This window comes from Thermococcus sp. (genome assembly GCF_027023865.1).
In the GTDB taxonomy this organism is placed as follows: Archaea; Methanobacteriota_B; Thermococci; order Thermococcales; family Thermococcaceae; genus Thermococcus.
In genome coordinates this window covers 1-24,010 of the sequence record NZ_JALVUC010000008.1, presented here as the reverse complement: position 1 = coordinate 24,010, position 24,010 = coordinate 1, and the positions used below count along the sequence as shown (strand labels likewise).

The following is a 24,010-nucleotide window of genomic DNA, read 5'->3' as shown; positions in this document are numbered from 1 at the left end:
AGTTTTTGACTGGCAAGAGGGTATGTCCGATTTGCGGCTCTACCGAGTTTATCTACGATCCGAGGAGGGGCGAAATCGTCTGTGCCAAGTGTGGCTACGTTCTTGAGGAGAATGTTGTTGATGAAGGCCCTGAGTGGCGTGCCTTCGACCCAGACCAGAGGGCCAAGCGCGCCAGAACCGGTGCGCCCATGACACTGATGATCCACGATAAAGGCCTCTCCACTGATATAGACTGGCGCGATAAAGACATCCACGGTAACCAGATCAGTGGGATGTACCGGAGCAAGATCAGACGTTTAAGGATGTGGCAGCGCAGAATGCGCATAAACGACGCCGCCGAGCGTAACCTTGCCTTTGCGTTGAGTGAACTTGATAGGATGGCGGCCCAAATGCGCCTCCCGCGTAGGGTTAAAGAGGCGGCCGCTTCACTCTACAGGAAGGCGGTCATGAAAAAGCTCATCCGTGGCAGGTCGATTGAGGGTATGGTGTCTGCGGCCCTCTACGCCGCTTGTAGGATGGAGGGAATCCCAAGGACTCTTGATGAGATTGCCGCTGTTTCCAAGGTCTCCAAAAAGGAAATAGGGAGGAGCTACCGCTTTATGGCTCGGGGGCTGAGCCTCAACCTTCGCCCGACAAGTCCGATTGAGTACGTTGACCGCTTTGGCGATGCACTTAACGTCAGTGCCAGGACCAAGAAGAAGGCGAAGGAGATACTTAGGGAGGCCATAGAGAAGGGGATAACGAGTGGGAAGGGGCCAACTGGTCTCGCCGCGGCCGCTCTCTACGTTGCATCACTACTTGAGGGTGAGAAGAAGACCCAACGAGAGGTTGCGGAGGTTGCGCACGTCACCGAGGTGACGGTCAGGAACAGGTACAAAGAGCTCGTTGAGAAGCTCGGCATAAATGTCCCGATATGAGGGATCCCCTTGCTGGTAGCGGTGACAAGCGACACCCATCACGGCGATAGGACTGGCAACCTCCCTTCACTCCTTTTGAAAGAGCTTGAGAAACGAAAGCCCTGCTTGATACTCCACGTGGGGGACGTTACCTCGGCTGAGCTTCTTGAGCGGCTTGATTCGATAGCCCCTACAATTGCCGTTAGGGGCAACGCTGACCACCTGCATCTCCCTAAGGAGAGGATTCTAGACGTTGAGGACGTTAGGATTGGCCTGCTCCACGGGCACCAGTTCCTCTCACTCAACGCCCAGTTTCTAACGCTCAAGGCCCTCGACATGGGCGTTGACGTCCTAATCTTTGGTCATACTCACCGCTTTTATCACGATACATACTCCCTCCATGGAGACCGTGTTTTCCTTCTAAACCCCGGTTCTCCCACCTTCCCGAGGATGGACTCCCCCGGCTTTGCATTCCTCCATGTTGATAATGAGAACATCAGGGTTGAGAGGATAACCTTCTGGTAACCAAAAGCGATCCATCATCCCGACAGGTCAGTGGAAAATTGTGGAAATGAAGGAGAAAGCAGCCAAGAAGACCCTCAGGCCTTGATGGCGAGTTTTATGTCCTCGGCCTTGACGGTCTTCCTGCCAGCGTGCCTGGCGAACTCGTTGGACTTCCGGGCAAGCTCGATGGCATACTCCTCCAGGTGCTCGGCGAGAACCTTGGCGGCGTCCTCGCTGACTCTCTCGGCACCAGCCTTCCTTATAAGCCTGTCAATCGGGGCAATCGGCAACTCAGCCATTCATAACACCTCCTCAAAGGGTTCTTCGGTTTCCTTTTAGGAAACAAAGATATATAAACCTTTCGGTAAATTAAGGCGTTTCCTTCCCCCTACTGTCTTTTTCACCTTGCAGAATATATGAGTGCCCCAGAGGGGTGCTTTGGAATGATTGTACGACCATCAACGGTTCCCCAAAACTGTTCAGTCTTGTAGAAAGTCTTTCCCGGGTATGTTCCAAAGAAAAGCACAGAGAGGATGGGGCGTGAAGAACGCAGGAACAGGGCCCGTTAGAGGAATCACTCGTCTATGATGCGTTTCCTCCAGTTCCCATGGAGGAACCATGCGAGCGCTATCACTGCCCCAAGGAAATTGCTCAGCCCCATACCGAAGAAGACCCCCTTACTGGTGAAGTCGAAGAGGCTAGCTAGTGGTATCGTAACGCCCAAGAGGGTTACAGCCCCAACATAGCCGAAAGCGTAGCTCAGAGGTATCCTCAGCCCCCAGAGGCGGATTATGCCTAGGATCATGCGCTTCTTCGTGTGTCCCGCAGAGCTGAAGGTTCTGTTCACGACGATGAAGATGCCGTTGAAGAAGGGCACCGAGACGAGGAAATAATCAAGGACGATTTTACTCTCCGCTATGACCCTCGGGTCGTCTAAGAAGACCCTGAAGATGGGCACGCGGAGAATCGCTATGATCAGAACGGCGAGGCTTGCTATCGTGAAGTTTATGAGCATCGTACGCCGTGCTATCCTTCCGGCCCTCTCATAGTTCTCGGCCCCGACGTTCTGGGCTATCATCGTTCCCATCGCCATGCTTATACCGCGCGAGATGCTCGTCAAAAAGTTCACGAGGCGCGTGGTGATGATATAAGCGGCGTAGGTGACGTCTCCAAAGCCGAAGATAATCCTCGTGAGGATGATGAAGCCGAAGCTGTTGGCGGACTGGCCAACGCTTGATGGAAGGCCAACACGGAAGATTCTACCGTAGAACTCCCAGTCAGGTTTTAGAGTCTCCCGCGTCAAGTGGATTCCAACCTTCCCACTGAACATCAGGTAGAAGCCTATGGTGGCCCCTATAACATTCGAGATAACGGTGGCGAGGGCCGCCCCAGCGACGCCCATCCTTGGAAAGCCCAACCAGCCGAAGATGAGAAGAGGATCGAGGATTATGTTAACCATAACCGTGATTAGGGTTATCTTAACGGGGGTCTTGGTATCCCCCGTTGCCCTCATTAACGCGGAGAAGGCCATGAACGCGAAGGAAAACGGGAGACCAAAGAACACCACCGTGGCGTAGGTGTAGGAGTAGGGGTAGACGTTGGTGCTGATGCGCATGAAGTGGAGTGCGTATGGCAGGATGAGAAGGGCCACGACGGTGGTAGCCACCGCAAAGAGCATCATGAGCGAGTAGAGCGCCCCAGCGGAGCGGTTTGCCTTTTCATAGCGCTCTGCTCCTATGTACTGGCCGACGAAGGCGAAGCCCGCTGTTACGAATCCCATACCAAGGGCCATGAGTGTGCCTATTATCGGCCACACCGTTCCCGGAGCCGACAACGCTTCCCTTCCGAGTTTACCCAACCAGAAAGTGTCGGTTATGTTGTATACCACCTGAACAAGGTTGTTGACGATTAGCGGGCCTGCGAGGGTTAAGAGGGTTCTCTCTATGGGGCCGTTGAGTATCTCCTCGCGCATTCTCCTGATTTTCTCACCGCCCATTTTCAATCAGACCCCAATCTAAACGCTGTTATAAAAGATTTATGTGCTGGTTCCTTCATCGCTCCTCCTTTCCTCGATGATCCTTTTCATCCAGCTCCCGCGGAGGAACCATGCGAGCGCTATCACTGCCCCGAGGAAATTGCTCAGTCCCATACCAAGCCATATTCCTGCGGTGTCCCTCATGAAAACCCCCAGCCCGTAGCTCAGGGGTAGCCTTATTCCCCACAGGCGGATTATCCCGAGGGTCATGCTCTTCTTGGTGTGGCCTGCGCTCTGGAAGGTGCTGTTTACGGCATCAAAGATTCCGAAGAAGGGCAGCGAAGCCGCGAAGTACTTGACAACCTTGGAGCTCTCGGCTATTATCGCCTGATTGTTGATAAAGAACCTGAAGATAGGAACGCGGAAGAGGATGAATATGAGCGTTCCGGCACCGAGTATCGCGAAGTTTATTGCCATAGTTCTCTCCGCTATGACCTTGGCCCTCTCATAGAGCTTCGCGCCGATTGTCTGGCCGACCATGGTTCCCATTGCCATGCTTATGCCATCGGAGAAGGCGAACATGAAGTTGGTGAGCCTGTTGGTTATGCTGTACGTCGCGAAGGCAACGGCCGCGTTCCCGAACTCCCCGCCTAGTGTGAAGATTATCCTCGCTAGAATAATGAAACCAAGGGCCGTGGTTGAAGAGCCAACGCTCGACGGGATTCCAACCCTGAAAATCTTGCCGTAGAAGTGCCTGTCCGGTTTTAGGGTCTCGAGGTCTAGATGGATCCCTACCCTGCCTTTAAACAGGAGATAGCCACCGATAATCGAGCCGATGCTGTTCGAGAGCATCGTTGCAACGGCCGCTCCAGTAACCCCGAGCCTCGGAAAGGGGCCCAAACCGAAGATGAAAAGGGGGTCTAGAACAAGATTGAGGAGAACCGTACCGACGTTTATCTTAACAGGAGTTTTTGTGTCCCCTATGGCCCTAAGGAGGAAGTTAAAGGCGAAGAGCGTGAATGAGAAAGGAATCCCGGCAAAGATAACCCTCGTGTAGCTGAGGGCGTAGGGATAAACGGTGTTGCTCACGTTCATGAAGGCCAAGAGATAAGGCGCCGAGATGACCCCGAAAAGCCCGACGCCTATCGCAAAGAGCATCATGAGCGAGTAGAGCGCCCCTGCCGCACGGTTGGCTCTCTCATATTTCCTTGCCCCGATGTACTGGCTCACGAAGGCGAAGCCCGCCATGGCAAACCCCATACCTATGCTCATGAAGAACCAGACGAGGGGCCAGGCGGTCCCCGGTGCGGCCAGCTGTTCCATGCCGAGCTTGCCCAGCCAGAATGTGTCGGTGAGATTGTATAGAACCTGAACGAGCCTGTTGATGATTAGAGGGTAGGCTAACAGGATGAGCGTTTTAACAATGGGGCCGCTCACTATCTGCTCGCGCATCGCCTCAACTTTCTCACCGTTCATTACGATAGCAATCGAAACGTTGGTATAAAAACTTTAGGGTGGATAAAAGGGCCAGCTCTGAAAAGTAGTATCTCCTAAACGAAGGAAACGAAGTAGAAAAGAGGGAAAACCCTCACTCAAGGGCTTTCCTTGCAGCTTCGAGCCTGACCCTGGCCTCTTCCCTGGCGACGGTCTTCCTGATAAGCTCGACGGCATCTGGGTTCGCCGAAACGCTGTCGATGCCCATCCTGACGAGCTTCCTGACCATCTTCGGGTCGCTTCCGGCCTGGCCGCAGATGCTGGTCTCGACGCCGTACTTCTTGCAGGTCTTGATGACGTTCTCGATGAGCTTGAGCACTGCCGGGTGCTTCTCGTCGTAGAGCTTGAAGACGCGCTCGTTGTCCCTGTCTATGGCGAGGGTGTACTGGGTGAGGTCGTTGGTTCCGAAGCTGATGAAGTCAAGGCCCTCTTTGATGAGGTCTTCAATGATGAGGGCACTTGCTGGGGTCTCGACCATGACGCCCCACTCAACGTCCTTGTGCGGGACGAGGCCGACTGAGAGGGCAATCTCCTTGGCGGTCCTTATCTGCTCCGGGTGGCTGACGAGCGGGAGCATGACGCCTATGTTGTCGTAGCCCTCGTCGACGAGCCTCTTGATGGCCTTGAACTCGGCCTTGAGAATCTCCGGCTGGTCGAGGCCTCTCCTTATCCCGCGCCATCCGAGCATCGGGTTCCTCTCGATCGGCTCGTCCTCTCCGCCCGGGAGCTCGCGGAACTCGTTGGTCGGGGCATCAAGCGTCCTGTACCAGACGCGCCTCGGGTAGAAGGCCTCGACGACCTTCCTGATACCCTCGACGAGCTTGTTGACGAGTTCCTCCTCCCTACCCTCCTTGATGAACTTGACCGGGTGGGCGCCTATGCCGAGTATCATGTGCTCCGCTCTCAGGAGTCCAACGCCGTCGGCACCGGTGGCTGCAACCCTCTCGGCAACCTCAGGCATTGAGACGTTAACCTTGACCTCGGTGGCGGTGATGAGTGGCGCGCCGGCAACGACGACCCTGCTCTCTGCCTTCTCCTTTTCCTCCTTAACGAGGCTCTTAACTACGCCCTTGTAGACGACACCCCTGGTTCCGTCAACGGTGATGAGCATGCCATCCTTAAGCTTCTTGGTGGCTTCCTTGGTACCAACGACGGTTGGGATGCCGAGCTCTCTTCCGACTATGGCCGCGTGGCAGGTCCTTCCGCCCTCGTCGGTAACGATAGCGGAGGCTCTCTTCATGGCTGGAACCATGTCCGGGTTGGTCATGGTGGTGACGAGGACGTCGCCCTCCTTGACCTTGTCAATGTCGTTGACGTCGAGGATTATGACGACCTTACCGGCACCGACACCCGGGGAAGCTCCGAGACCCTTGAGGACGACCTCCATCTCCTCGGTGACCTCTTCAGCTTCCTCTGTCTTGACCTCCTTGAGGGTGGTTATCGGCCTGGACTGGACGATGTAGAGCTTGCCGTCGTCCTTGTCGTAGGCCCACTCGATGTCCTGCGGGTACTGGTAGTGTGCCTCTATCTTGGCGCCCATCTGGGCGACCTCAATAATCTGTTCCTCGGTGAGAACCTGCTTTTTGACGTACTCCGGGCCGAGGAAGTCGACGACCTTGACGAGAACGGTTCCCTTACCGGTCTCGGGGTTGCGGACGTACATGACCTCCTTCTCGGCGATGTACTTCTCCTTTATCTTCCAAGTGCCCTTCTCGACTATGTACTCGTCGGGTGAAACGGCACCGCTGACGACGGCCTCACCGAGCCCCCAAGCACCGTTGATCATTATCTCGTTCCTGTCGTTGGTGACCGGGTTGGCGGTGAACATGACGCCGCTGGTCTCGCTGTTGACCATCTTCTGGACGACCGCTGAGAGGTAAACCCTCCTGTGGTCGAAGCCCTGCTTTGCCCTGTAGAACGTAGCGCGGGCGGTCCAGAGTGATGCCCAGCACATTCTGACGTTCTCAAGGAGGTCTTCATCGCCATAGACATCCAGGTAGGTCTCCTGCTGACCGGCGAAGCTCGCCTCCGGAAGGTCCTCAGCGGTTGCAGAGGAGCGAACGGCGACGTAAACTGCATCCTTACCAAACCTTTGGCTGAGCTTGTGATATGCGTCAAGAACCTCGTCGGCTATCTCCTTGGGCATGGGCATGCTGTCTATAAGCTCCCTTATGAGGGCGGTATTGTCGAGAAGCTCCCTGCTGTCATCGACGTTGGTCCTGCTCACAATGTCCATAATCCAGTCTTGGAGGGGTCTGGCCTCCTCCGGGGCGGCCGCAAGAACATCGGCGAGAACGCCGCTCTTGGCCTTTTCACTCATTATCCTCTCGATGTCGTTCTTGCTGACCTTAACATTGTTGACGAAGTACTTGTAGGCCTCAGCCGTAACGCAGAACCCGGGAGGGACGGGTATTCCCGCGTTGGTAAGCTCGCCAAGGTTGGCGCCTTTTCCACCAACGAGGGGAACATCCTCCTTCCCAAGCTCCTCAAACCACTTTACAAACTTGTATTCACTCATCTGAATCCCTCCACAAACTGTTACTGCGGGTGATATATCGGGAGTTCACTTTTAAAATTAACTATACAGAAGTGTTCTTCAGCGTACAGAAATGAAAGAGAGGCTTGAAGTGTCCATTCACGCCTTTAGCGCTCCTTGTTCTTTTTCAAGAGGTAGATTCTGAACTTTCCATTGTAGAACTCCTCGGTTAGGACGTACCGTCCGCTCTCCTCGATGTTAAGGTGATTTGAGGGTTCCTTGAGGATTATGACTCCATAGTAACCCTCACTGACCCTCTGGAGCACCGTTTTTCTATCTAGAGCCATGTCAACCCTCGCATGGGGATAGTAGAACCCGGCCATCGTGTAAAGACCCGGCGAGACTAGAAGACTCTCCGCTGGATGCTCTGCTGAAATCCTCGATAGAACCGTCGCTTCGGCCGCCCCCTCCATGTTCCACCGCTCGTGCAGACTGTGGGCGCTCGATGCCACGGGGATCAGCACCAGCAATGCTATTCCAGCGACAAGGACGGTTCTCTTCCTGACCCCCGACTCTTTTCCCAACCGCCTGAGTGCCTCTGAGATGGCATCCACGGCAAGCTCAACTCCCTCCACCGCCATCAATGCAATTGCAGGTGCTAGGAACGTGATGAAACGCGTCTCCTTGTGGGTTACCGTTAGTATCCCCATCAAACCTATGAAGAGCCAGCTTGTCAGCAACCAACCTTCGTCATCCTTCTTCAACCTGAGGAAGCCTATGGCTGCTATGGCGGGCAGGACGCGCCCCATGTCCTTCAGAAGGAGGTGGAAGTAGTTCGACACCGAAACCGGTCTGTCCAAGGTTACAACCCTTGAGGCAATACTGAAGGGTCTGAAAACCCCTCCATAGTGAACGTGCCCAAGGTAGAACCAGGGGAGCAGTGTCATGAGGAGAATCCCAAACCCTATCCAGTACTCTCTTCTCTTAATCCATCTCCAGTCCTCAGTGAACCATAAGTATGCTAAGAAGACCGCTATTATCGAAAGCCCAGTGTACCTTGTGAGTATTGCCAGACCCGCTGAAATGAACGCCCCGTAGATTCTCATCCCTCTCCCGCTCTTTTTCCCGGTATAAAAGAGATAAACCGCGAGCGTGTAGAAGAACGTGAACTCACTGTGGACAAGCTCCCTGGTCCCCATAGTGAAGGCCAGTGGATTGAAGATGAAGAACCCCACGGCGGCGAGGGCTTTAACCTCGCTCCGGAACATCCCTTGGGCGAGCAGGTACGTAACGACGGCGGTGAGGGCAAAAGAGACCGCCGAAACGAGCCTAGCAACGGTCAGCTGGCTCAGCGGTTCGTGGATGAAGTGGTAGAAGAGCGAAAGTGTGTACGGGTAGAGAGGGGGGCGGTACATCATGTATATCCCTTGATAGGTGAAGTTAGAGATGCCGTGCGTGAGGCTCCTGGCTATATCAATGTAGAGTGCCCCGTCGTAGGTCAGCGTGTCATTGGGGGGAAGCGAGAACAGCTGGAGCAACAGTGCGGAGGCGAAGATTAGGATAACCGTCACCTTTTTCTCCATCCTGCATCACCCATATCAAACTTTATCCCGAGGAACGCCGCGTAGGATAAGGCCGATAGGAAGGCACCCTCTATACCTATCTCCGTCATGAGGACGAGGAGGGTGAAGGCGAAGGTCCCGGTTACTGCCGAGCGGTCCGCCTCCCTTAGGAGCACCCCGAGAAAAACCGCCTCTACAATCCCGATTATCCCAAAATCGTAGGCCGGCTGGCCGAAGAGTGAATAAGTGTAGCCGACATCCCTGCCGAAGAGGTGGCCAACGTAGCCAGTGGGGTCACTCTGGAAGAGGAGGATGTGATTTCCGAAGGGCATTCCCCACTCAAAAAGGTGCTCGTAGACGGTGTAGGTTGAGCCAACCCTGTAAAAAAGCGTTCCAATGAGTCCGAGACTCCAGTCGGGGTAGAGGTGCCTTGTTACCCAGTATCGCGCTAGGAGCATCGCAGCGAAGAGAAAAATCGTCAGGATCAGCAGGCTTTTCTTCTTCACGAACGCCCTAAGGGAGATGCCCCCGTAGGCTTCGGCGAGTATGTAAGCCGTCAGAACCCCTATTCCGACCGTCCTAGAAGCTCCTACGATGGCTATCACGAGTCCGAGGAGCATGAGCCAGGGGGAGGGGTACGCCCCGATGGCGATTATCAAAACATCCCCCGCGGCCAGAAAGGGAACGCTCGCTACCGTGTACCTCAGCCAGGGCTTCATCAGCGGGACGCCAAAGGCGACTATGCCAATGGAGAAGAGTGCTACGGCTATAACCCCCCCAATAATTCCTATCCTCCTGGCCCTCCCCAGGAATACCGCCTTTCTTAGGAGCCAAATGGCCAGCCCCATGGCGGGGATGCCCGCGAGAAAATAAACTGGCCCTAGGGGAATGAGGAACAGGAGGGTAAGACCAAGGTAGAGGGCTTCTCTCCAGCGAATCATGGAATTGCTCTTGCCCCAGAGCACGTACGATGCCATGACCGTGAGGAGGAATACGACGGCATAAACTGCAGGGGCAACAAGGGGTTTTCCGAGTATGTCCGAGTAGATGAGCTTCCCAGTAAGGGCCGCTCCGAGATATGCCCATACCACTGCAAACGCCGCATCAGACGGCCTCACGCGTCGCCCTCCTTCTCTGCCATCCCTTCACCAAGATGTAGGCTCCGATCAGAAACAGCAGATAAACTGGGAGGTCGAGTATCCCGGTCTCAACCCCCACCAGCCCATACGCTAGGGTCGCGTAGTAGAGGGACAGCGTGACCGGGTTCCGGGCGTTCTGTATCATACCATAGTAAAGCCCCAAGAGGAGGCCCTCTAAGATTGCAAACACCCCAAAGTCAAGGTACATCCCCCCGAGTAGAGTAGGGGTTATCGTCACACCGGTGTGGACGTAGAGGAACTTCGCCACAAGCCCCCTTGGGGAGTAACCCCCCTCAAAGTATGAGCTGACTCCGAGCCATTGGAGTTCCCCATGGTAAGTACCTGCCCAGTCCCCGCGCCAGACTATCACGTCGAGGACCGAGGTAGAACTTTGCACCCTCGTCCAGAGGCTTGAAATGCCCTGTCCCCGCATTTCCGTCATCACAGCCCCCATAATGAGGACGCCCATGAGTATAGCCACTACGTGGACTGGCTTAAGCTTTCCCTCGGAGCGCAGTCTCTCGTAGTAGGCCGAGCCTATAGCCAGCAGGTCAACTAGAACCGGGGTCCTGTAGGCGTAGAGGGCAACGATGAAAGGGTAGAGGAGGGAGTAGCGCTTTCCCTTGAGGAAGAGGTATACGCTCGACGGGACTCCGAGGAAGTAGGTGAGGGCTGTCAGTTCAGGCAGGAGGTGGGTCCTTATAGCCGGGTCGAGGAGAGGCACCTTTCCGAGCAGGAGGATTTGAAGGGCGATTATTCCTATTGACCCCCAAAAGGCCCAGACCGCATACTCATCCCTGAACCTCAGGCCTTGATCTTCCCATTCAATTCCATCACCCCAGTATATTCCAAGGACCATCGCTATGGCAAAGGCAGTCCCAACGGCTATCGTCTTGGGTTCGGCAAGTCCTATCGCTATGAACGTTATGAAAGCCACTGGAATCAGTAGGGGCAGTCCCTTCATCCAGTCCTCACCTCAAGGAGCTTGAGGTTCAGGTTCCTCTCGTTCGAGTTCACGTAGAGGATGCCATACATGTAAACCCTGTACCCACTTAGGTATTCCTTTAAAAAGCTCAGCGGAACCCTGTTAGCGGTGATTATGGCACCGTTTGAACTCATCTGGTTTATAGTTAGGGAGCCGTAGGACTTGTAGTCCGCCTTGTACTTCAGCATACCGAGGGTTATCGGGCTTATGTTGCCCTCGATGTAGATAGTCCCGCCGAACCTCTCCGAGTAAGCCGGAACCTTGAGGTTATCTATTATATCACCGAGCTTTCCCAGTTGGGGTGGGAGATCATAGACGTAGACCTTTCCTTTATAGGAGATGTGTATCTCCTCAGCCTTTATCTCCTCCATTGTTGAGCTTGGCCCCCCAATGCTCAGCACTTTTCCATCCTTTATTATGTATATAGTCGAACCCTGGACACTGAAGAGGGTGCCGCTGATAATGCTCCCGTTCACAGTTTTTACAGTTATCGTGACGTTGAATCCCTTGACAAGAAGACCGTAGGCATGGTTTGCGGCCTCGTAAATCTCACCGCCTTTGTAGTGCTCCGTGCTGTAATTGAGGACCACACCAGCGGCTGCTATAAGCAGAATCAGGGTGATAGTTAGAACGAGATCTCTTCTTTTCATTGGTCTCACCATCCGCCGTTCTTCTCTGCTTTCGCCCGTTTTATGCCTTTTGGTAGGTTCCTGGAGAATACTTGATGTCCTCACAAATGGGACATTTAGCTCATGCTCACTCTCTCAAGGGGGTACACACTTCTTTGGATATCTTACGAATCTATCGAGCGTTACCGGTAGATATGGGCCGTGGAGGGATGTTTTATGGTCATTGAGGCCTTTTATCCCCCACTGTGAACGAAATATTTATATCCATGCTGAATTCACAGTAGTGTTGACCATTATGATCGGAGGTGTTCGAATGAATCGGAAGGCTTTGAGCCTTTTAGTCGCGGTAGTGATGTTGGCGGCAGTAATTTCAATGGGCGCTACACTTGCCTCCGCTACTGTATTCCCTGAGGTTAGAGCTACCACCAAAGTCACCCTCCCGCAGAGGTTCACAAACGACATGATGCCATTGATGGCTCACAGGACGGGTGCTCTAAAGGCACCCTTAGACCAGTACGAGCAGGTAGTTGGATTCCACTTTAACCCCCTGACTCAGAATGCTTTTGAGACCGCAGTCAAAAATGCACCCTTTAATCCAATAAGCGCCAGCATCCTTCTCCCGAACGGGACTTCAAGTGTTCCCACAACCCTGCCGGCAGAAATGAACAACAGTCTTTACCTCCCACCCATTGGGAACCAGGGCTACGTTGGCTCGTGCAACGCTTGGAGTTCAACCTATTATGTATGGACCTACATGCTGAACTGGTGGAGGAACAACCCTCACCCGAGTACTGCCAGCGATATCATGAACCCAACATTTACCTACAACCTCATCAATGGTGGTGCTGATGAGGGGAGTAACCCCTGGGACGCGATGAACCTCATATCCACCATTGGTGCGGTTCCCCTTAATGACTTCCCGCTTTATGTTCTCGGCCCGTATGGAGATCCCTCTAACTACGCTTGGGTCTGGCCCAACCTCACCCAGTGGGAAGAAGCCGCACACAACAGCGGCACAAGCGCCATGTATGCGTGGCAGTATTACGAACCAGGTACCCCCGAGCTGTACCAGATACCGGGTCAGTGGTACTACCTGAATTTCACCAACGCTACCCAGTGGAACTACACCAAGGCACTCCTCGCGAAAGGATACGTTCTCCAGACAACAATAAACGTCCTGCCAAGCTTCCAATTCCTTGGCCAGCCCGGACAGTTCCTTGGGTACCTTGAGTTCTACGCGCATTATGCTAACAAGTTCGGGCAGGAGTATTGGACCAACGGTTCATACGCCTCGTGGACCGTAGAAGACCTCCTTGACTACGCTCAAAGGAACTATAACGTCTGGGCATCTGCCACAACCGGCAATACTGCAGCGCTTTTGAGGATGATCGAAGAGGGCAACATGTCGGTTGACTTAATGAAAGACGTCCTCCAGAACAAGCTTGGAATTAATCTCAACGAGCCGGTGTATGTAGCGGCCGGACAGCTTGAGGCTGCCGTCAACGCCAGCTTTATCAGCAACCAGAGCTGGATAACCAACGCCACGTTCTACCTCTCGACCTATTCAGTGAACGGTGAGAGATGGTTCCTCAACAACGGCTTTGATGCACTGTTCACCCTTGCAAACTTTGAGTGGATGATACACTACGTGCCCATCGGTGAATACCTCCAAGGAAGGGCACCTTACCTGAACTTTAACAACTACTACCAAAACTGGCAGGGCGGACACGCCGTCACAATAGTTGGGTACGATGACACTGCCCAGACCCCAGACGGACAGGGAGCCCTCCTCATGGTGAACTCGTGGGGTACGGACTGGGGATACAACGGATACTGGTACTTCTCGTACCAAGCCGTTCGCAGTGCCGGTGAGTACTTCAACACCACAGTCGATGGAATCTTCCCGGTTCAGTACCAGATAGAGTGGCCGGTATCTTGGGGTGGAAGCTCAGCCTTTGTCTACGTGCCAAAGGCAGCCAACTACACACCGGACCTTATGGCAGTAGTTGGCATAAAACACCCGGTTAGGGGAGAGGTTGTCGATGGGGTGTATGGTAACACTCAGTTCATCCCAGCCGGTATCCCAGTTGGAGTAATGGTAAGCAATGACACATGGGAGCACAACTTCCTCGACTTCTGGAGCGACTACCTGTGGAGCGACATAACCAACAAGACAACCGCCGCAGACCTTCCGCAGGACCACCCGTTCCCGAACAGCCCAATGGCCTTTGATATAAGCAACGCCATTTGGAACGTAACTTACTACATATCCACCCATCCCAACGTAACTCCATACTACGCCACGTTCTTTGTTGCCCCACATGACCTTCTCAAGGACAATATAACCGGCTATGTGTACAACTTCACCATACTCCTTCAGACACCTTGGGGCAAGTACCCGATAGCGGCCAACACCAGCAAGGTCACCATCCCCGATGGGGGTCAAACTGTTGTTACCGCCACCGTTCCGATAGCCAACTACGGTCCGCTTTCGCTCCCAAGCAATTCGTCCGTTAACTTTGGAAGTTTCAAAGTCGACGTTGCCAGCATAGTGCCACTTGAGGGCGCTTATGTGCTCATTGGTGGCAAGGAATACCAGTTGACACCCGAAGAGGGAGGCTTCTACTACTACGGCACGGGAATTGACCAGGCCCTCCAGCTACCGGCAGGAACCTACAACTACACTGTGGTCGTTGTCTATCCAAACGGCAAGGAAGTTGCACTGCCCCAGAGAGTTGTGACCATAAAGGAGCCGATGGTCTACATAAAGAGCCCCGAGCCGACTGTCTACAACACCAGCACACTTGAACTCTCCGTGAAAGTCGTAGATGTTCTCAACATAACCAACGTTACCGCAACCGTCGATGGAAAGACTATCTCCTTGGATTACAACAACACAACCGGTCTCTATGAGGCCCCACTCAGCCTTGCAAGCGGTACATATACCCTTACGGTTACAGCCGATGATACTGCCAACAACACGGGCATGGCAGAGGTCCACTTTGTCGTCCACACTAGAGCAAAGATCACGGAGGTTAACACCGAAACCCAGAACGTTACCGTTGGAGTAATAGGTGGCTCTGCCAAAGTTACCGCCAACGGCTCCACAGTAGTCGCCAACGTTTCAACCTCCACCGGGAACGTTGAGGTTCAGGTTCCGCTCGTCAACAACGTGCCCTCGATTGTCGTTAATGCAACCGCCGTTCAGAACGTTATCAGCGGAAACAACAACGTAAGCCTCGCGGCATCGTGGAATGCCACCCTCACTAACGCCGTGGTTAGCACCCGGAAGGTCAAGAGCGAAGGCAGTAAGGATCTCTACTCAGTTACCATAAAGGCGGATGTTAAGATCGGCGAGCACGGTGTTGCAGTGGTTGCCCTCAGGAACATCAACATAACCGACATCTATGTCTGGAAGAACGGCCAGAAGGTGCAGCTTACAACCGATGAGAACAACCCACTTGGCTACTACTACGTCCAGAGCGGCATCGTCTTCGTTGTCCTCAAGGAGGACCCGACAATCGAGGCGGATGGATACACGGAGGTTCCGGTTAAGCCCATGATAACCATAAACACCCTTAACTTTATTGGCTACCGCTATTACAACATGTACAGCCAGCGGTTTGAGAATCTTTACAGTGAGGCCGTCAAGCTTGGTGTTAACGACACGATACTTCAGCAGGCTAAGAGTCTTAACGAGACCGCGGCCCAGTATTATCAGAAGGCACTCGACCTCACCGGTGGTAACATAATCATACACCTCAGTGACCCGAGCCTTATAGTGCCTCTCAGAAAAGCATATCTCAATGAAATGTATGCAGTACAGCTCCTCCAGAAGGCAATCGAGGACATGCAGAAGGAGGGCTGATGCCCTCTAAATCTCTTCTAATTTTCTTTATTTTATAATGAGCAAGCTTTTAAGGCTCAGCGCGTTTTTCTCCCCGGTGGGGGATATACGTTAAAATCCACCGCATCCAAGGTGAGGTTCTTTTGGCGGCATGCGACGAATAAGTCATAGAGGATGTTTTATAGTTATTGAGGCCTTTTATTCTCCTTACATGAGCGAAATATTTATATTAATGCAAGATTTACAGTAGTGTTGCCCATTACTACAGGAGGTGTTTGAATGAATCGAAAGGTTTTGAGCCTTTTTGTAGCGGCTGTAATGTTGCTGTCAGTAGTCCCGGTGTTTATGCCATACACCGCAGCAACGTCTACTTCTAACTCACAGGCCCGCGTGGTATCAACCCCCAATGGCCCTCTGACGCTCCAGGAACTGAATCCTAACGTTGCAAAGTATTTGGGTATACTCCACGGGACACTAACGGCATCAAATAAGAAGGAAGTCCGCTTAATAATGGCTCCCCAGAGGGGTTACAGTGCTCTGGTTATTAAAGAGTTGAAGAACCTTGGAGCTAGGATCGCCCCGATAAGCAAACCCAAGTACGATTTCATAGTAGCCACGCTCCCCGTTGATAAGCTCCCTCTTCTCAAGTCCATGAAAGGCCTCGCCTACGTCTGGGAAGACAGGACAATAAAACTCCCGAAGCCTATGAAGCCCGAGGCCTATCCCAAGGCGCCGATAAATACCCTCACCTCAACGGGAGCGGGCGGGTATAATCCCTTTGACTGGGATATGTACTCAATCGATGCCCCACAGGCCAGGGAAGAGTACAACGTGACCGGTGCAGGTGCCGTTGTTGCCGTCATAGACACCGGTGCCGACGTCGCCCAGCCCTACCTCCAGCAGACCCCTGACGGGAGGAGAAAGATCATCTACTGGCTTGATGAGACAGGTGAGGGCAACGCGTACCTTAAGTATACATTTAACTCAAGTAAAGTCGTCAATGGCACCGTAGACATCGTTCTCAACAACGTCACGATAGACTGGGGTCCCTACGCCACCTTAGTCATGAGACCGAGTGAGTACACGACCCTTAATGAGGTTAATGTTACTATCGATTTTGGAGACGTCAACGTCACCAATGGAACTTACCGCTTCGGGTTCCTTCCTGAGAGATACTTTGACATAAACTTCGACCACAACTACGATGAGGTTTATCTGGTTCTCGTTGATCCAAACAACGACACCTACTTCTACCCGGTTCCCCTCCAGCTCAACCTGACCCCCGCCAACACGCAGGTTGCGATAATTTTCCAAAACGGGACTCCAGTTGAACTTAACGGCACTCTCCTTATGAAAATGATGACCGTTCCAAACGGAGGGAACTATACCTACGATGTTAATCTGAGTAGAGCTAAGCAGGCTAGATCCTTTGACAGGACTGGTGCTTACCTCCTCCTCGGACCGGGTTCAGTTAACAACCCGTACTATGTGACCTTCATGGAAGGCTCAGCTTCACCCACTGAGCTTGCCAATGGCACCATCTACAACAGCGTCGTCTTCTGCGGTCTCAATGGGAACACCGCTGTTTTCGGATGGGACGGCGGCCAGCACGGCACCCATGTCTCAGGAACTATAGCCGGTTACGGCCTGCCTGGAACCTACTTCGCAGGCCTTGAGGGTGTTGCTCCCGGTGCGCAACTTATGGAGTTTAAGTCACTCTCGAGTATTGGCTATGGACAGGACTCGTGGATAATCTATGGAATGATCGACGCCACTCTAAAAGGGGCAAACGTCATAAGCATGAGCCTCGGCGGTCTCTGGAGCGGATACAATGACGGCCTTGAGTCCCCCGAGAACTACTACGCCGACCTGCTCACCGAGCGGTTTGGCGTCACCTTCGTGGTAGCCGCCGGCAACTCAGGTCCCAGCACCACCACAGTAGGTTCACCTGGCGATGCTGACTTCGTTATAACCGTTGGTGCCCTAAGAAACGGAACCAGCTGGAGCTTCTTCTATGGTCTTAAAGACGTCTACACCGGTCCGGCCAGCTTCTCCAGCAGAGGGCCACGCCTTGACGGCATGGTCAAGCCTGACGTCATGGCCCCAGGTGAGTTCGTGTTCTCAAGCCTGCCGATATGGTCTCTTGGCTATTACGGAACTTGGGCATCGGACTTCTGGGACGGAACCTCGATGGCCACCCCGCACGTCAGCGGTGCCGCGGCACTTCTCATCAGCTATGCCAAGGCTCACAACCTGACCTATGATCCCTTCATGATAAAGAGGGCACTTGAACTATCCGCCAATCCGATGAGCGGTGCCCTCCCGATAGACCAAGGCTACGGTCTCATCAATGTTGACAAGGCAATACAGGAGCTTATCAAGCTCAGCAAGGAGAAGACCACCTACATCTATGCAGGGACGACCTTTGCACCCTACCAGAACGCTCTAGGCGAGAAAGAGCTTCCTCTCGTTGCAAACATACTCTTCGACGGCTGGTTCCAACTTGCACACAACCTTCCGTACCTCTATAGGGGTGTTTACCTCAGGAACGAGAGACCCGTTGCCGTCCCGATATACATCTACGGGATGGATTACAACAGGGCCTCCGGTGACTTGAACCTCGTAAGTGGTACCTACAGGATATTCACAAGTGAACCCTGGCTCATGGTCAACAAGAAGGCCGTTCATGCTGCCATCGGTATGGGTGAGTCAGGATTTTACACCACCACGGGTCTCGTCTACGTTACAATTGACTACTCAAAGCTTCAGAAACCTGGAACTTACGTTGGCTACGTCTACATCGATGATCCGAGCACCAGTTACATCGACGGCGCCGTTCCAGTTATAGTGACCGTTCCAATAAACAAGAACGACGCCCCGACCGGACACTTAAGCGATACTGAGTTATCGGGTCAGGCCAAGCACTACTACGTCGACGTCCCTGCTGGAACCAAACTCCTCAAGATAACCATGAGCGTTCCCGTTGATGAGAACGGTGTCCCCATGGGCAGGGTTAGGCCGGTTATAGCTACCCCGCGTGGTATTGTCAAGTACATTGGGGTCCCCGGGTACTACTTCGTCGGTGCTGGAACCCCATACCTTAACTACACTTGGGAGATCCCCAACCCGCAGCCGGGAACTTGGGAGGTAACCGCCTACTCTAGTGTCAGCAGCTACGCCAGAACCGGCTATGAGCTGTCCCACTATAGCATTGACGTCCAGCTTGAGGGCGTTACTGTTACACCGGAGCGGATTTACAAAGATGTCAACGGACCAGGAAACTACACGGTCAGCGCCACCTATACCAACACAATGAGCAGTGTAAACGTTACACCCTTCGGCTACGGTCTCGGCAGACTTGATAGGGCTATAGGATTCCTTGAAACAATCAACCAGGGCCAGTGGAAGATTGTGGACATCATAAACGCAACGAGCGGCCGGAAGGTTTATTATCTCAGAACTGGCATAACCGCGCCGGAGAACAAAAGTGCAGACCTTGACCTCTACGTGTTGTATTACTCCACTTGGAATGCACTCATGGCAGACCTGAACAGCGGGGTATTGGGAAGGAACGCGACTCGCATTTACACTAACCAGATTGGTCCAACTTCCTACGAAAGCTTTGAGAAGTTCATGCCGGCCCCAGGGTATTACCTGACTGTTGTGCATGGATACTACGTTCCGGTTGCCAACATGAGCTACATTTACTACCACCAGATTCTCAGCGACAACGGGCAGATAACCCCTGAAACATCTAATTTCACCCTCCCATTAGGCTCCTCCGCGAGCATCGACTACAATGTAAATCTCCCTGACGACGGAACCTACCTTGGAGTTGTGGGCCTCAACGATGCGGATACTGGAATAGCCCTCTCGTACTCTCCGGTCATAATGCAGGCTGGACTGCCGGAGACCTACGTTGCCCTTATGGGTTCACTTGTCATGGGAAAAGCCAGCCTCATGACCCTTAAGATACTCGACGCGGCAACAATGATGCCAATCCACGGTGAGGCAACCGTTTACATAAACGGCAGGCAGTACGTAGCTGAGAACGGGGAACTTCAGTTCTACTACACCCCGACCAATAGTGAAGTCGAGTTCCACGTAAAGGTCGTGACACCCTACTACAAGGACTATGAGGGTACCTTCGTCAAGAAAGTCGCCGAACCTTTCCACCAGCCAATTACATCAACCAAGCAGATGAGCATCAACATTGTAAAGGGCAACGCTGAGGTAGTCAGCAGCTCCATCAAGTGGGGTCAGGTGAGCTTAACCGTTAACGGCACCCACGGAACAAACGCCACCATGATGATTATCCTCCCAGAGGACTCCAAGGTGAACAGTGTTGTGGTCGTACCCAGGGATCACTTGATATCCTGGTACACAGTCAAGAAAACCTACGCAGTTTACCTGTTTGTCACGGTCAAGTTCGCTTCACCGGTTAGCATAAAGGTAGACTTCGCTATCCCACAGATCCCGCTGTCCACCCTTAACTACATTGGCTACCGCTATTACAACATGTACAGCCAGCAGTTTGAGAAGCTTTACAGTGAGGCCTTCAAGCTCGGCGTCAACGATACTATCCTTGAGCAGGCTAAGAGTCTTAACGAGACAGCGGCCCAGTATTACCAGAAAGCACTAGACCTTGCAGGCGGTAACATAATCATACACCTCGGCGACCCGAGCCTTATAATGCCACTTAGGCAGGCCTACGTCCACGAACTGAAGGCGGTGAGGCTCCTTCAGGGGGCAATCGAGGACATGCAGAAGGAGGGCTGATGCCTCCCTTCATCCTTTTGTTTTGCAGGCACAAGCTTTTAAGGCACCACGCGTTTCTCCTGCAGGTGGAAGTTGTGATATATGTTAAAGTCTATCGCACTCAGGGTGAGGTTCTTTTGGCGGCATGCGACGAGGAACTGCTTGGGAAGACATTCAGGGAGGGTGAAATCAAGCTCGAGGTCAAAGAACGATTTTACAAAGGTGAACTCGTGGAGGAGGATGCATTGGAAAGTCTCTTGGCAGATGCAACCATAGCCAACCTTACGGGAGAGCACTGTGTCTCGAAAGCCGTTGAGCTTGGCTACATTGATAGGAATCGAGTGCTCTACGTGGATGGGATTCCACACGCTCAGATGGCCCGGCTGTTCTTTTGACTCCAATAACTTCAACGTTTTTAAGCACGGCCCCGTTTTTACCACCGGTGGGAACATGGGCGAGAGGTTCTGCTACAGATGTGGAATAAGCGAGGATGAAGGTGGTCCTCTAATCGAGGGACTCTGCCAAGTGTGCTACCGCAAGGAGAACCCTGTCCTTCTAATTGGAGACGAGATAAACACCGAGCTCTGCCAGAACTGTGGGAGCTACAAGAAGAGGGGAGTATGGGTTGACCCAAAGAGCTATGAACTTGAGGAGTTGATATTTGAAGTTGCTGACAACGCGCTTCTCGAGACTCTTGAGGACTCACTGAGCGGGAAGATCAGAGAATATGAGGTCGCTTCAATGGAAGAACTGGAGAATATTGATGATCTTCCGGTTGGGAGGGCCGTTATTGCATTCCAGCCGATAGACTGGCATATCGAGTACTTCCCCGCGATAGTAACCTACGAGGTCCGCGTTAAGGCGAAAACGCACGAACTTCAGCGCGAGCTTCACGACGAGCGGAAGCACGTCACCGTCTACGTCCGCCAGACCGTCTGCCCGCGCTGTTCTAAGTTCCTTGGGGGCTACTTCGAGGCCGTCCTCCAGGTCCGCGCCGATGGAAGGCCCCTGACGGAAGAGGAGAGGAAGGCCATTGGAAAGCTCGTAGAGGAAAAGGTTGACGAGATAATGCGCAGGGACCGGATGGGCTTCATCCAGGACACGATTGAAAAGGAGGAGGGGGTGGACTTTTACATGGGGTCAACGTCCTCCGCGAGAAAGCTCGCCCAGGCTATAAAGGAGAAGTTTGGGGGGATGGTAAGCGAGGCCTACGAGCTGGTGGGCATTGACAGGCAGACTAGCAGGGAAACTTACAGGACGAGCGTGAGCATCAGAATCCCGAAGTTCCGGAGGGGCGATATAGTGGCCGATAAGAAGGGCAAAGTCTATGCGGTCGAGAAGGTGGACGGAAGGGGCCTCTCGCTGAGGAACCTGAGCACGGGGGAGGGCAAGCATCTCAATTGGAAGACGGTTAAGCAGGAGGAACTCGATACGGTTGAGCACGAGAGGAGCGAGGCGATGGTGACGAGCATCACCCTTGGAGAGGTTCAGATGATGGACATGAAGACCTACGAGACCTACGAGCTTGAGAAGCCAAAAAGGCCCCTCAGGGAGGGGGAGGTTTATCAAATGGTCGAGGTCAGGGGGAGGAAGTACTTCCTCTCAAAGGAGGGATGAATTCTCTTCTCCTTTCCCAACCACTTCGATGACCGTTCCTGCCCATCAACCTTTTTAACCAGAGGCTTAGAACGCTCTCCGGTGATGGAGAATGAAGAAGACGGTGGTTATCATAGGCGGTGGCGCGGCAGGAATGAGCGCTGCATCTAGGATTAAAAGACTCAAGCCAGAGTGGGACGTCAAGGTCTTCGAGGCTACTGAATGGGTAAGCCATGCCCCATGTGGCGTTCCCTACGTCGTCGAGGGCATCTCGCCCACGGAGAAGCTCATGCACTACCCTCCGGAGGTCTTCATCAAGAAGCGCGGCATAGACCTGCACATGAAGTCCGAGGTTATCGAAGTCGAGCAAGGGAAGGTCCGCGTCAGGGAGCCTGATGGAGAGAAGACCTACGAGTGGGACTACCTGGTCTTCGCGAACGGAGCATCGCCAAGGGTGCCACCCATAGAGGGCATGGATCTTCCAGGTGTTTTCACAGCAGACCTTCCACCGGACGCGGTTGCCATAAGAGGATACCTTGAGAAGAGCCCCGTGGAGAACGTCGTCATCATAGGCGCCGGCTACATAGGCGTCGAGATGGCAGAAGCGTTTGCGGCCCAGGGGAAGAACGTCACCCTCATAGAGAGGAACGAGAGGGTCATGGAGAATGCCTTCGACAGGGAAGTAACGGACGTTCTTGAGGAGGAGATGGGGAAGAGGCTCAACCTGAGAACCGAGGAGATAACGCTCCGCATTGAGGGTAAGGAAAGGGTTGAGAAGGTGATAACCGACGCCGGTGAGTACAAGGCCGACCTCGTAATCGTCGCAACAGGCATAAGACCGAACGTGGGGCTGGCAAGGGAGATAGGCGTTAGGATAGGCGAGACTGGTGCGATATGGACGAATGAGCGGATGGAGACCAGCATTGAGAACGTTTATGCCGCGGGAGACGTTGCAGAAACCAAGCACCTCCTGACCGGAAGACGAGTCTGGATACCTCTAGCACCACCCGGAAACAAGATGGGCTACGTTGCAGGTAGCAACATAGCAGGAAAGGAAATCCACTTCCCCGGTGTCCTTGGAACGAGCGTCACGAAGTTCTTCGACGTCGAGATTGGAAAGACCGGTCTCACGGAGACAGAGGCCATGAGGGAGGGCTATGACGTCAGGACGGCTTTCATAAAGGCAGGAACGAGGCCGCACTACTACCCCGGTTCGCGGTCGATATGGCTAAAGGGGGTTGTGGACAACGAGACGAACAGACTGCTCGGAGTTCAGGCGGTCGGCGCCGAGATACTGTCGAGGATAGACACTGCCGCGGCAATGCTGACAGCGGGCTTCACCACTAAGGATGCCTTCTTCACTGATTTAGCGTACGCACCACCATTCGCCCTGGTTTGGGATCCACTTATAGTTCTGATGAGGGTTCTGAAGTTCTGAGTTTCTTTTTACCTTTTTCTTTTGACAAGCCTCGCCCTTTGGGACGGGGAGGAGGTCATCTGCAAGTACGGAACGGGTTAGAAGAGACCGATCCTTGTCTGGCCCTCCGCGATCATTATCCAGTTGGAATCGGACGAGTATAACGTCCGTTGAGGCGCTCTTTGGCATGTTTATGTGGACGGTGCTCCTTACCTTTTTTTCTTCTCGAAAGCCTCGTCCTTTAGGGTTGGGGATGTAGTAATCTAGGATTCGGTCTTTAAGCAGTCAAAACCCTTTTAAACTTTGGAGTGTGATAAGGCCTCGGAGAGGCCACTCAAGGACAACCCGATGAGACGAGGGGTTTCATCGCGTCCTCCCGCCATTGGGAGGAAGACGCCGGTAGGCGTCCTCTCAAAAACCGCCTTGAGCGGTTTGAAACTCATTGAGTGGCCGCTAAAGCAATAACCCCATCCGGCTTTGGCTGGTAGGGGTAATGGGCACGAGACCGTGCCTTCGGGCTGAACCGAAACTGGTGACGGGAGTAGGTGGATGAGTGCCCGTAAACCGAACCGCCCTTAGCGAGGGGTTAACTCGAACCCTCGCCATTCACGGCGGAAAGGAGGTCAGAGGCCATTTGGAATACTAAACTGAGAGAATTCCTTATTACTGCGTTTTTGGGGTTTCTCCCCTTTGACGCCCTACAGGTGTGGATTTTAGATTTAAATCCCTTAT

Annotated in this window: 16 protein-coding genes; 8 read left to right on the top strand and 8 right to left on the bottom strand. The window is 53.4% G+C overall.

What is annotated here, in order from left to right; translation table 11 throughout:
* Window positions 1-5 precede the first annotated feature (5 nt).
* Both MV421_RS01740 and MV421_RS01735 read left to right on the top strand, forming a co-directional pair.
* On the top strand, window positions 6-917 hold the full coding sequence (locus tag MV421_RS01740; protein ID WP_297421077.1) for a transcription initiation factor IIB: 912 nt from the start codon (window positions 6-8) through the stop codon (window positions 915-917).
* A 9-nt stretch (window positions 918-926) separates the two neighbouring features.
* Window positions 927-1,421 carry a YfcE family phosphodiesterase gene (locus tag MV421_RS01735; protein ID WP_297421074.1) on the top strand — a complete coding sequence of 165 codons (495 nt, stop codon included), beginning with the start codon at window positions 927-929 and terminating at the stop codon, window positions 1,419-1,421.
* A 74-nt stretch (window positions 1,422-1,495) separates the two neighbouring features.
* Here MV421_RS01735 and hpkA read toward each other — a convergent pair whose 3' ends face one another.
* From hpkA to MV421_RS01695, 8 genes are all read right to left on the bottom strand, one after another.
* Window positions 1,496-1,699, bottom strand: coding sequence for an archaeal histone HpkA (gene hpkA / locus MV421_RS01730; RefSeq protein WP_297421072.1), 204 nt, complete (start codon window positions 1,697-1,699; stop codon window positions 1,496-1,498).
* A 275-nt stretch (window positions 1,700-1,974) separates the two neighbouring features.
* On the bottom strand, window positions 1,975-3,396 hold the full coding sequence (locus MV421_RS01725) for an MATE family efflux transporter (RefSeq protein ID WP_297503485.1): 1,422 nt from the start codon (window positions 3,394-3,396) through the stop codon (window positions 1,975-1,977).
* Between the two features lie 39 nt (window positions 3,397-3,435).
* The gene (locus MV421_RS01720; RefSeq protein ID WP_297421070.1) at window positions 3,436-4,851 is read right to left on the bottom strand and encodes an MATE family efflux transporter; all 1,416 of its coding nucleotides are present in this window, start codon (window positions 4,849-4,851) and stop codon (window positions 3,436-3,438) included.
* A 112-nt stretch (window positions 4,852-4,963) separates the two neighbouring features.
* On the bottom strand, window positions 4,964-7,387 hold the full coding sequence (gene ppsA / locus MV421_RS01715; protein ID WP_297503475.1) for a phosphoenolpyruvate synthase: 2,424 nt from the start codon (window positions 7,385-7,387) through the stop codon (window positions 4,964-4,966).
* 125 nt (window positions 7,388-7,512) lie between these two features.
* A complete protein-coding gene (locus tag MV421_RS01710; RefSeq protein WP_297421066.1) occupies window positions 7,513-8,928 on the bottom strand; it encodes a glycosyltransferase family 39 protein in 1,416 nt (471 codons plus the stop codon).
* Window positions 8,913-10,025, bottom strand: a complete 1,113-nt coding sequence (locus MV421_RS01705) for a hypothetical protein (protein WP_297421064.1) — start codon at window positions 10,023-10,025, stop codon at window positions 8,913-8,915. The genes MV421_RS01710 and MV421_RS01705 overlap by 16 nt, the downstream gene beginning before the upstream one ends.
* Window positions 10,012-11,010 carry a hypothetical protein gene (locus MV421_RS01700; protein WP_297421062.1) on the bottom strand — a complete coding sequence of 333 codons (999 nt, stop codon included), beginning with the start codon at window positions 11,008-11,010 and terminating at the stop codon, window positions 10,012-10,014. Before MV421_RS01700 ends, MV421_RS01705 begins: the two co-directional genes overlap by 14 nt.
* Window positions 11,007-11,681 carry a hypothetical protein gene (locus MV421_RS01695; protein ID WP_297421122.1) on the bottom strand — a complete coding sequence of 225 codons (675 nt, stop codon included), beginning with the start codon at window positions 11,679-11,681 and terminating at the stop codon, window positions 11,007-11,009. The genes MV421_RS01700 and MV421_RS01695 overlap by 4 nt, the downstream gene beginning before the upstream one ends.
* A gap of 292 nt (window positions 11,682-11,973) precedes the next feature.
* Here MV421_RS01695 and MV421_RS01690 point away from each other — a divergent pair, with 292 nt between their 5' ends.
* The 6 genes from MV421_RS01690 to MV421_RS01665 all read left to right on the top strand — a co-directional run bounded on the left by MV421_RS01690 (window position 11,974) and on the right by MV421_RS01665 (window position 23,743).
* On the top strand, window positions 11,974-15,528 hold the full coding sequence (locus tag MV421_RS01690) for a C1 family peptidase (protein WP_297517742.1): 3,555 nt from the start codon (window positions 11,974-11,976) through the stop codon (window positions 15,526-15,528).
* A 258-nt stretch (window positions 15,529-15,786) separates the two neighbouring features.
* Window positions 15,787-20,286: a S8 family serine peptidase gene (locus MV421_RS01685; RefSeq protein ID WP_297503479.1), complete on the top strand. Its 4,500-nt coding sequence runs from the start codon at window positions 15,787-15,789 to the stop codon at window positions 20,284-20,286.
* Window positions 20,287-20,360: 74 nt separating this feature from the next.
* Window positions 20,361-20,660, top strand: coding sequence for a DUF424 domain-containing protein (locus MV421_RS01680; protein WP_297420935.1), 300 nt, complete (start codon window positions 20,361-20,363; stop codon window positions 20,658-20,660).
* 55 nt (window positions 20,661-20,715) lie between these two features.
* Complete coding sequence (locus tag MV421_RS01675) at window positions 20,716-21,882, top strand: 60S ribosomal export protein NMD3 (RefSeq protein ID WP_297420933.1); 1,167 nt, start codon at window positions 20,716-20,718, stop codon at window positions 21,880-21,882.
* 91 nt (window positions 21,883-21,973) lie between these two features.
* Window positions 21,974-23,299: a CoA-disulfide reductase gene (gene cdr / locus MV421_RS01670; RefSeq protein WP_297420930.1), complete on the top strand. Its 1,326-nt coding sequence runs from the start codon at window positions 21,974-21,976 to the stop codon at window positions 23,297-23,299.
* Window positions 23,300-23,581: 282 nt separating this feature from the next.
* Window positions 23,582-23,743 carry a hypothetical protein gene (locus MV421_RS01665; RefSeq protein WP_297517739.1) on the top strand — a complete coding sequence of 54 codons (162 nt, stop codon included), beginning with the start codon at window positions 23,582-23,584 and terminating at the stop codon, window positions 23,741-23,743.
* Window positions 23,744-24,010 lie beyond the last annotated feature (267 nt).

Coding starts and splice junctions, on each gene's coding strand:
- ppsA (WP_297503475.1), bottom strand. CDS start 7,387: ATGAGTGAATACAAGTTTGTAAAGTGGTTTGAGGAGCTTGGGAAGGAG.
- MV421_RS01675 (WP_297420933.1), top strand. CDS start 20,716: ATGGGCGAGAGGTTCTGCTACAGATGTGGAATAAGCGAGGATGAAGGT.
- MV421_RS01690 (WP_297517742.1), top strand. CDS start 11,974: ATGAATCGGAAGGCTTTGAGCCTTTTAGTCGCGGTAGTGATGTTGGCG.
- MV421_RS01710 (WP_297421066.1), bottom strand. CDS start 8,928: ATGGAGAAAAAGGTGACGGTTATCCTAATCTTCGCCTCCGCACTGTTG.
- MV421_RS01720 (WP_297421070.1), bottom strand. CDS start 4,851: ATGAACGGTGAGAAAGTTGAGGCGATGCGCGAGCAGATAGTGAGCGGC.
- hpkA (WP_297421072.1), bottom strand. CDS start 1,699: ATGGCTGAGTTGCCGATTGCCCCGATTGACAGGCTTATAAGGAAGGCT.
- MV421_RS01700 (WP_297421062.1), bottom strand. CDS start 11,010: ATGAAGGGACTGCCCCTACTGATTCCAGTGGCTTTCATAACGTTCATA.
- MV421_RS01685 (WP_297503479.1), top strand. CDS start 15,787: ATGAATCGAAAGGTTTTGAGCCTTTTTGTAGCGGCTGTAATGTTGCTG.
- MV421_RS01695 (WP_297421122.1), bottom strand. CDS start 11,681: ATGAAAAGAAGAGATCTCGTTCTAACTATCACCCTGATTCTGCTTATA.
- MV421_RS01725 (WP_297503485.1), bottom strand. CDS start 3,396: ATGGGCGGTGAGAAAATCAGGAGAATGCGCGAGGAGATACTCAACGGC.
- cdr (WP_297420930.1), top strand. CDS start 21,974: ATGAAGAAGACGGTGGTTATCATAGGCGGTGGCGCGGCAGGAATGAGC.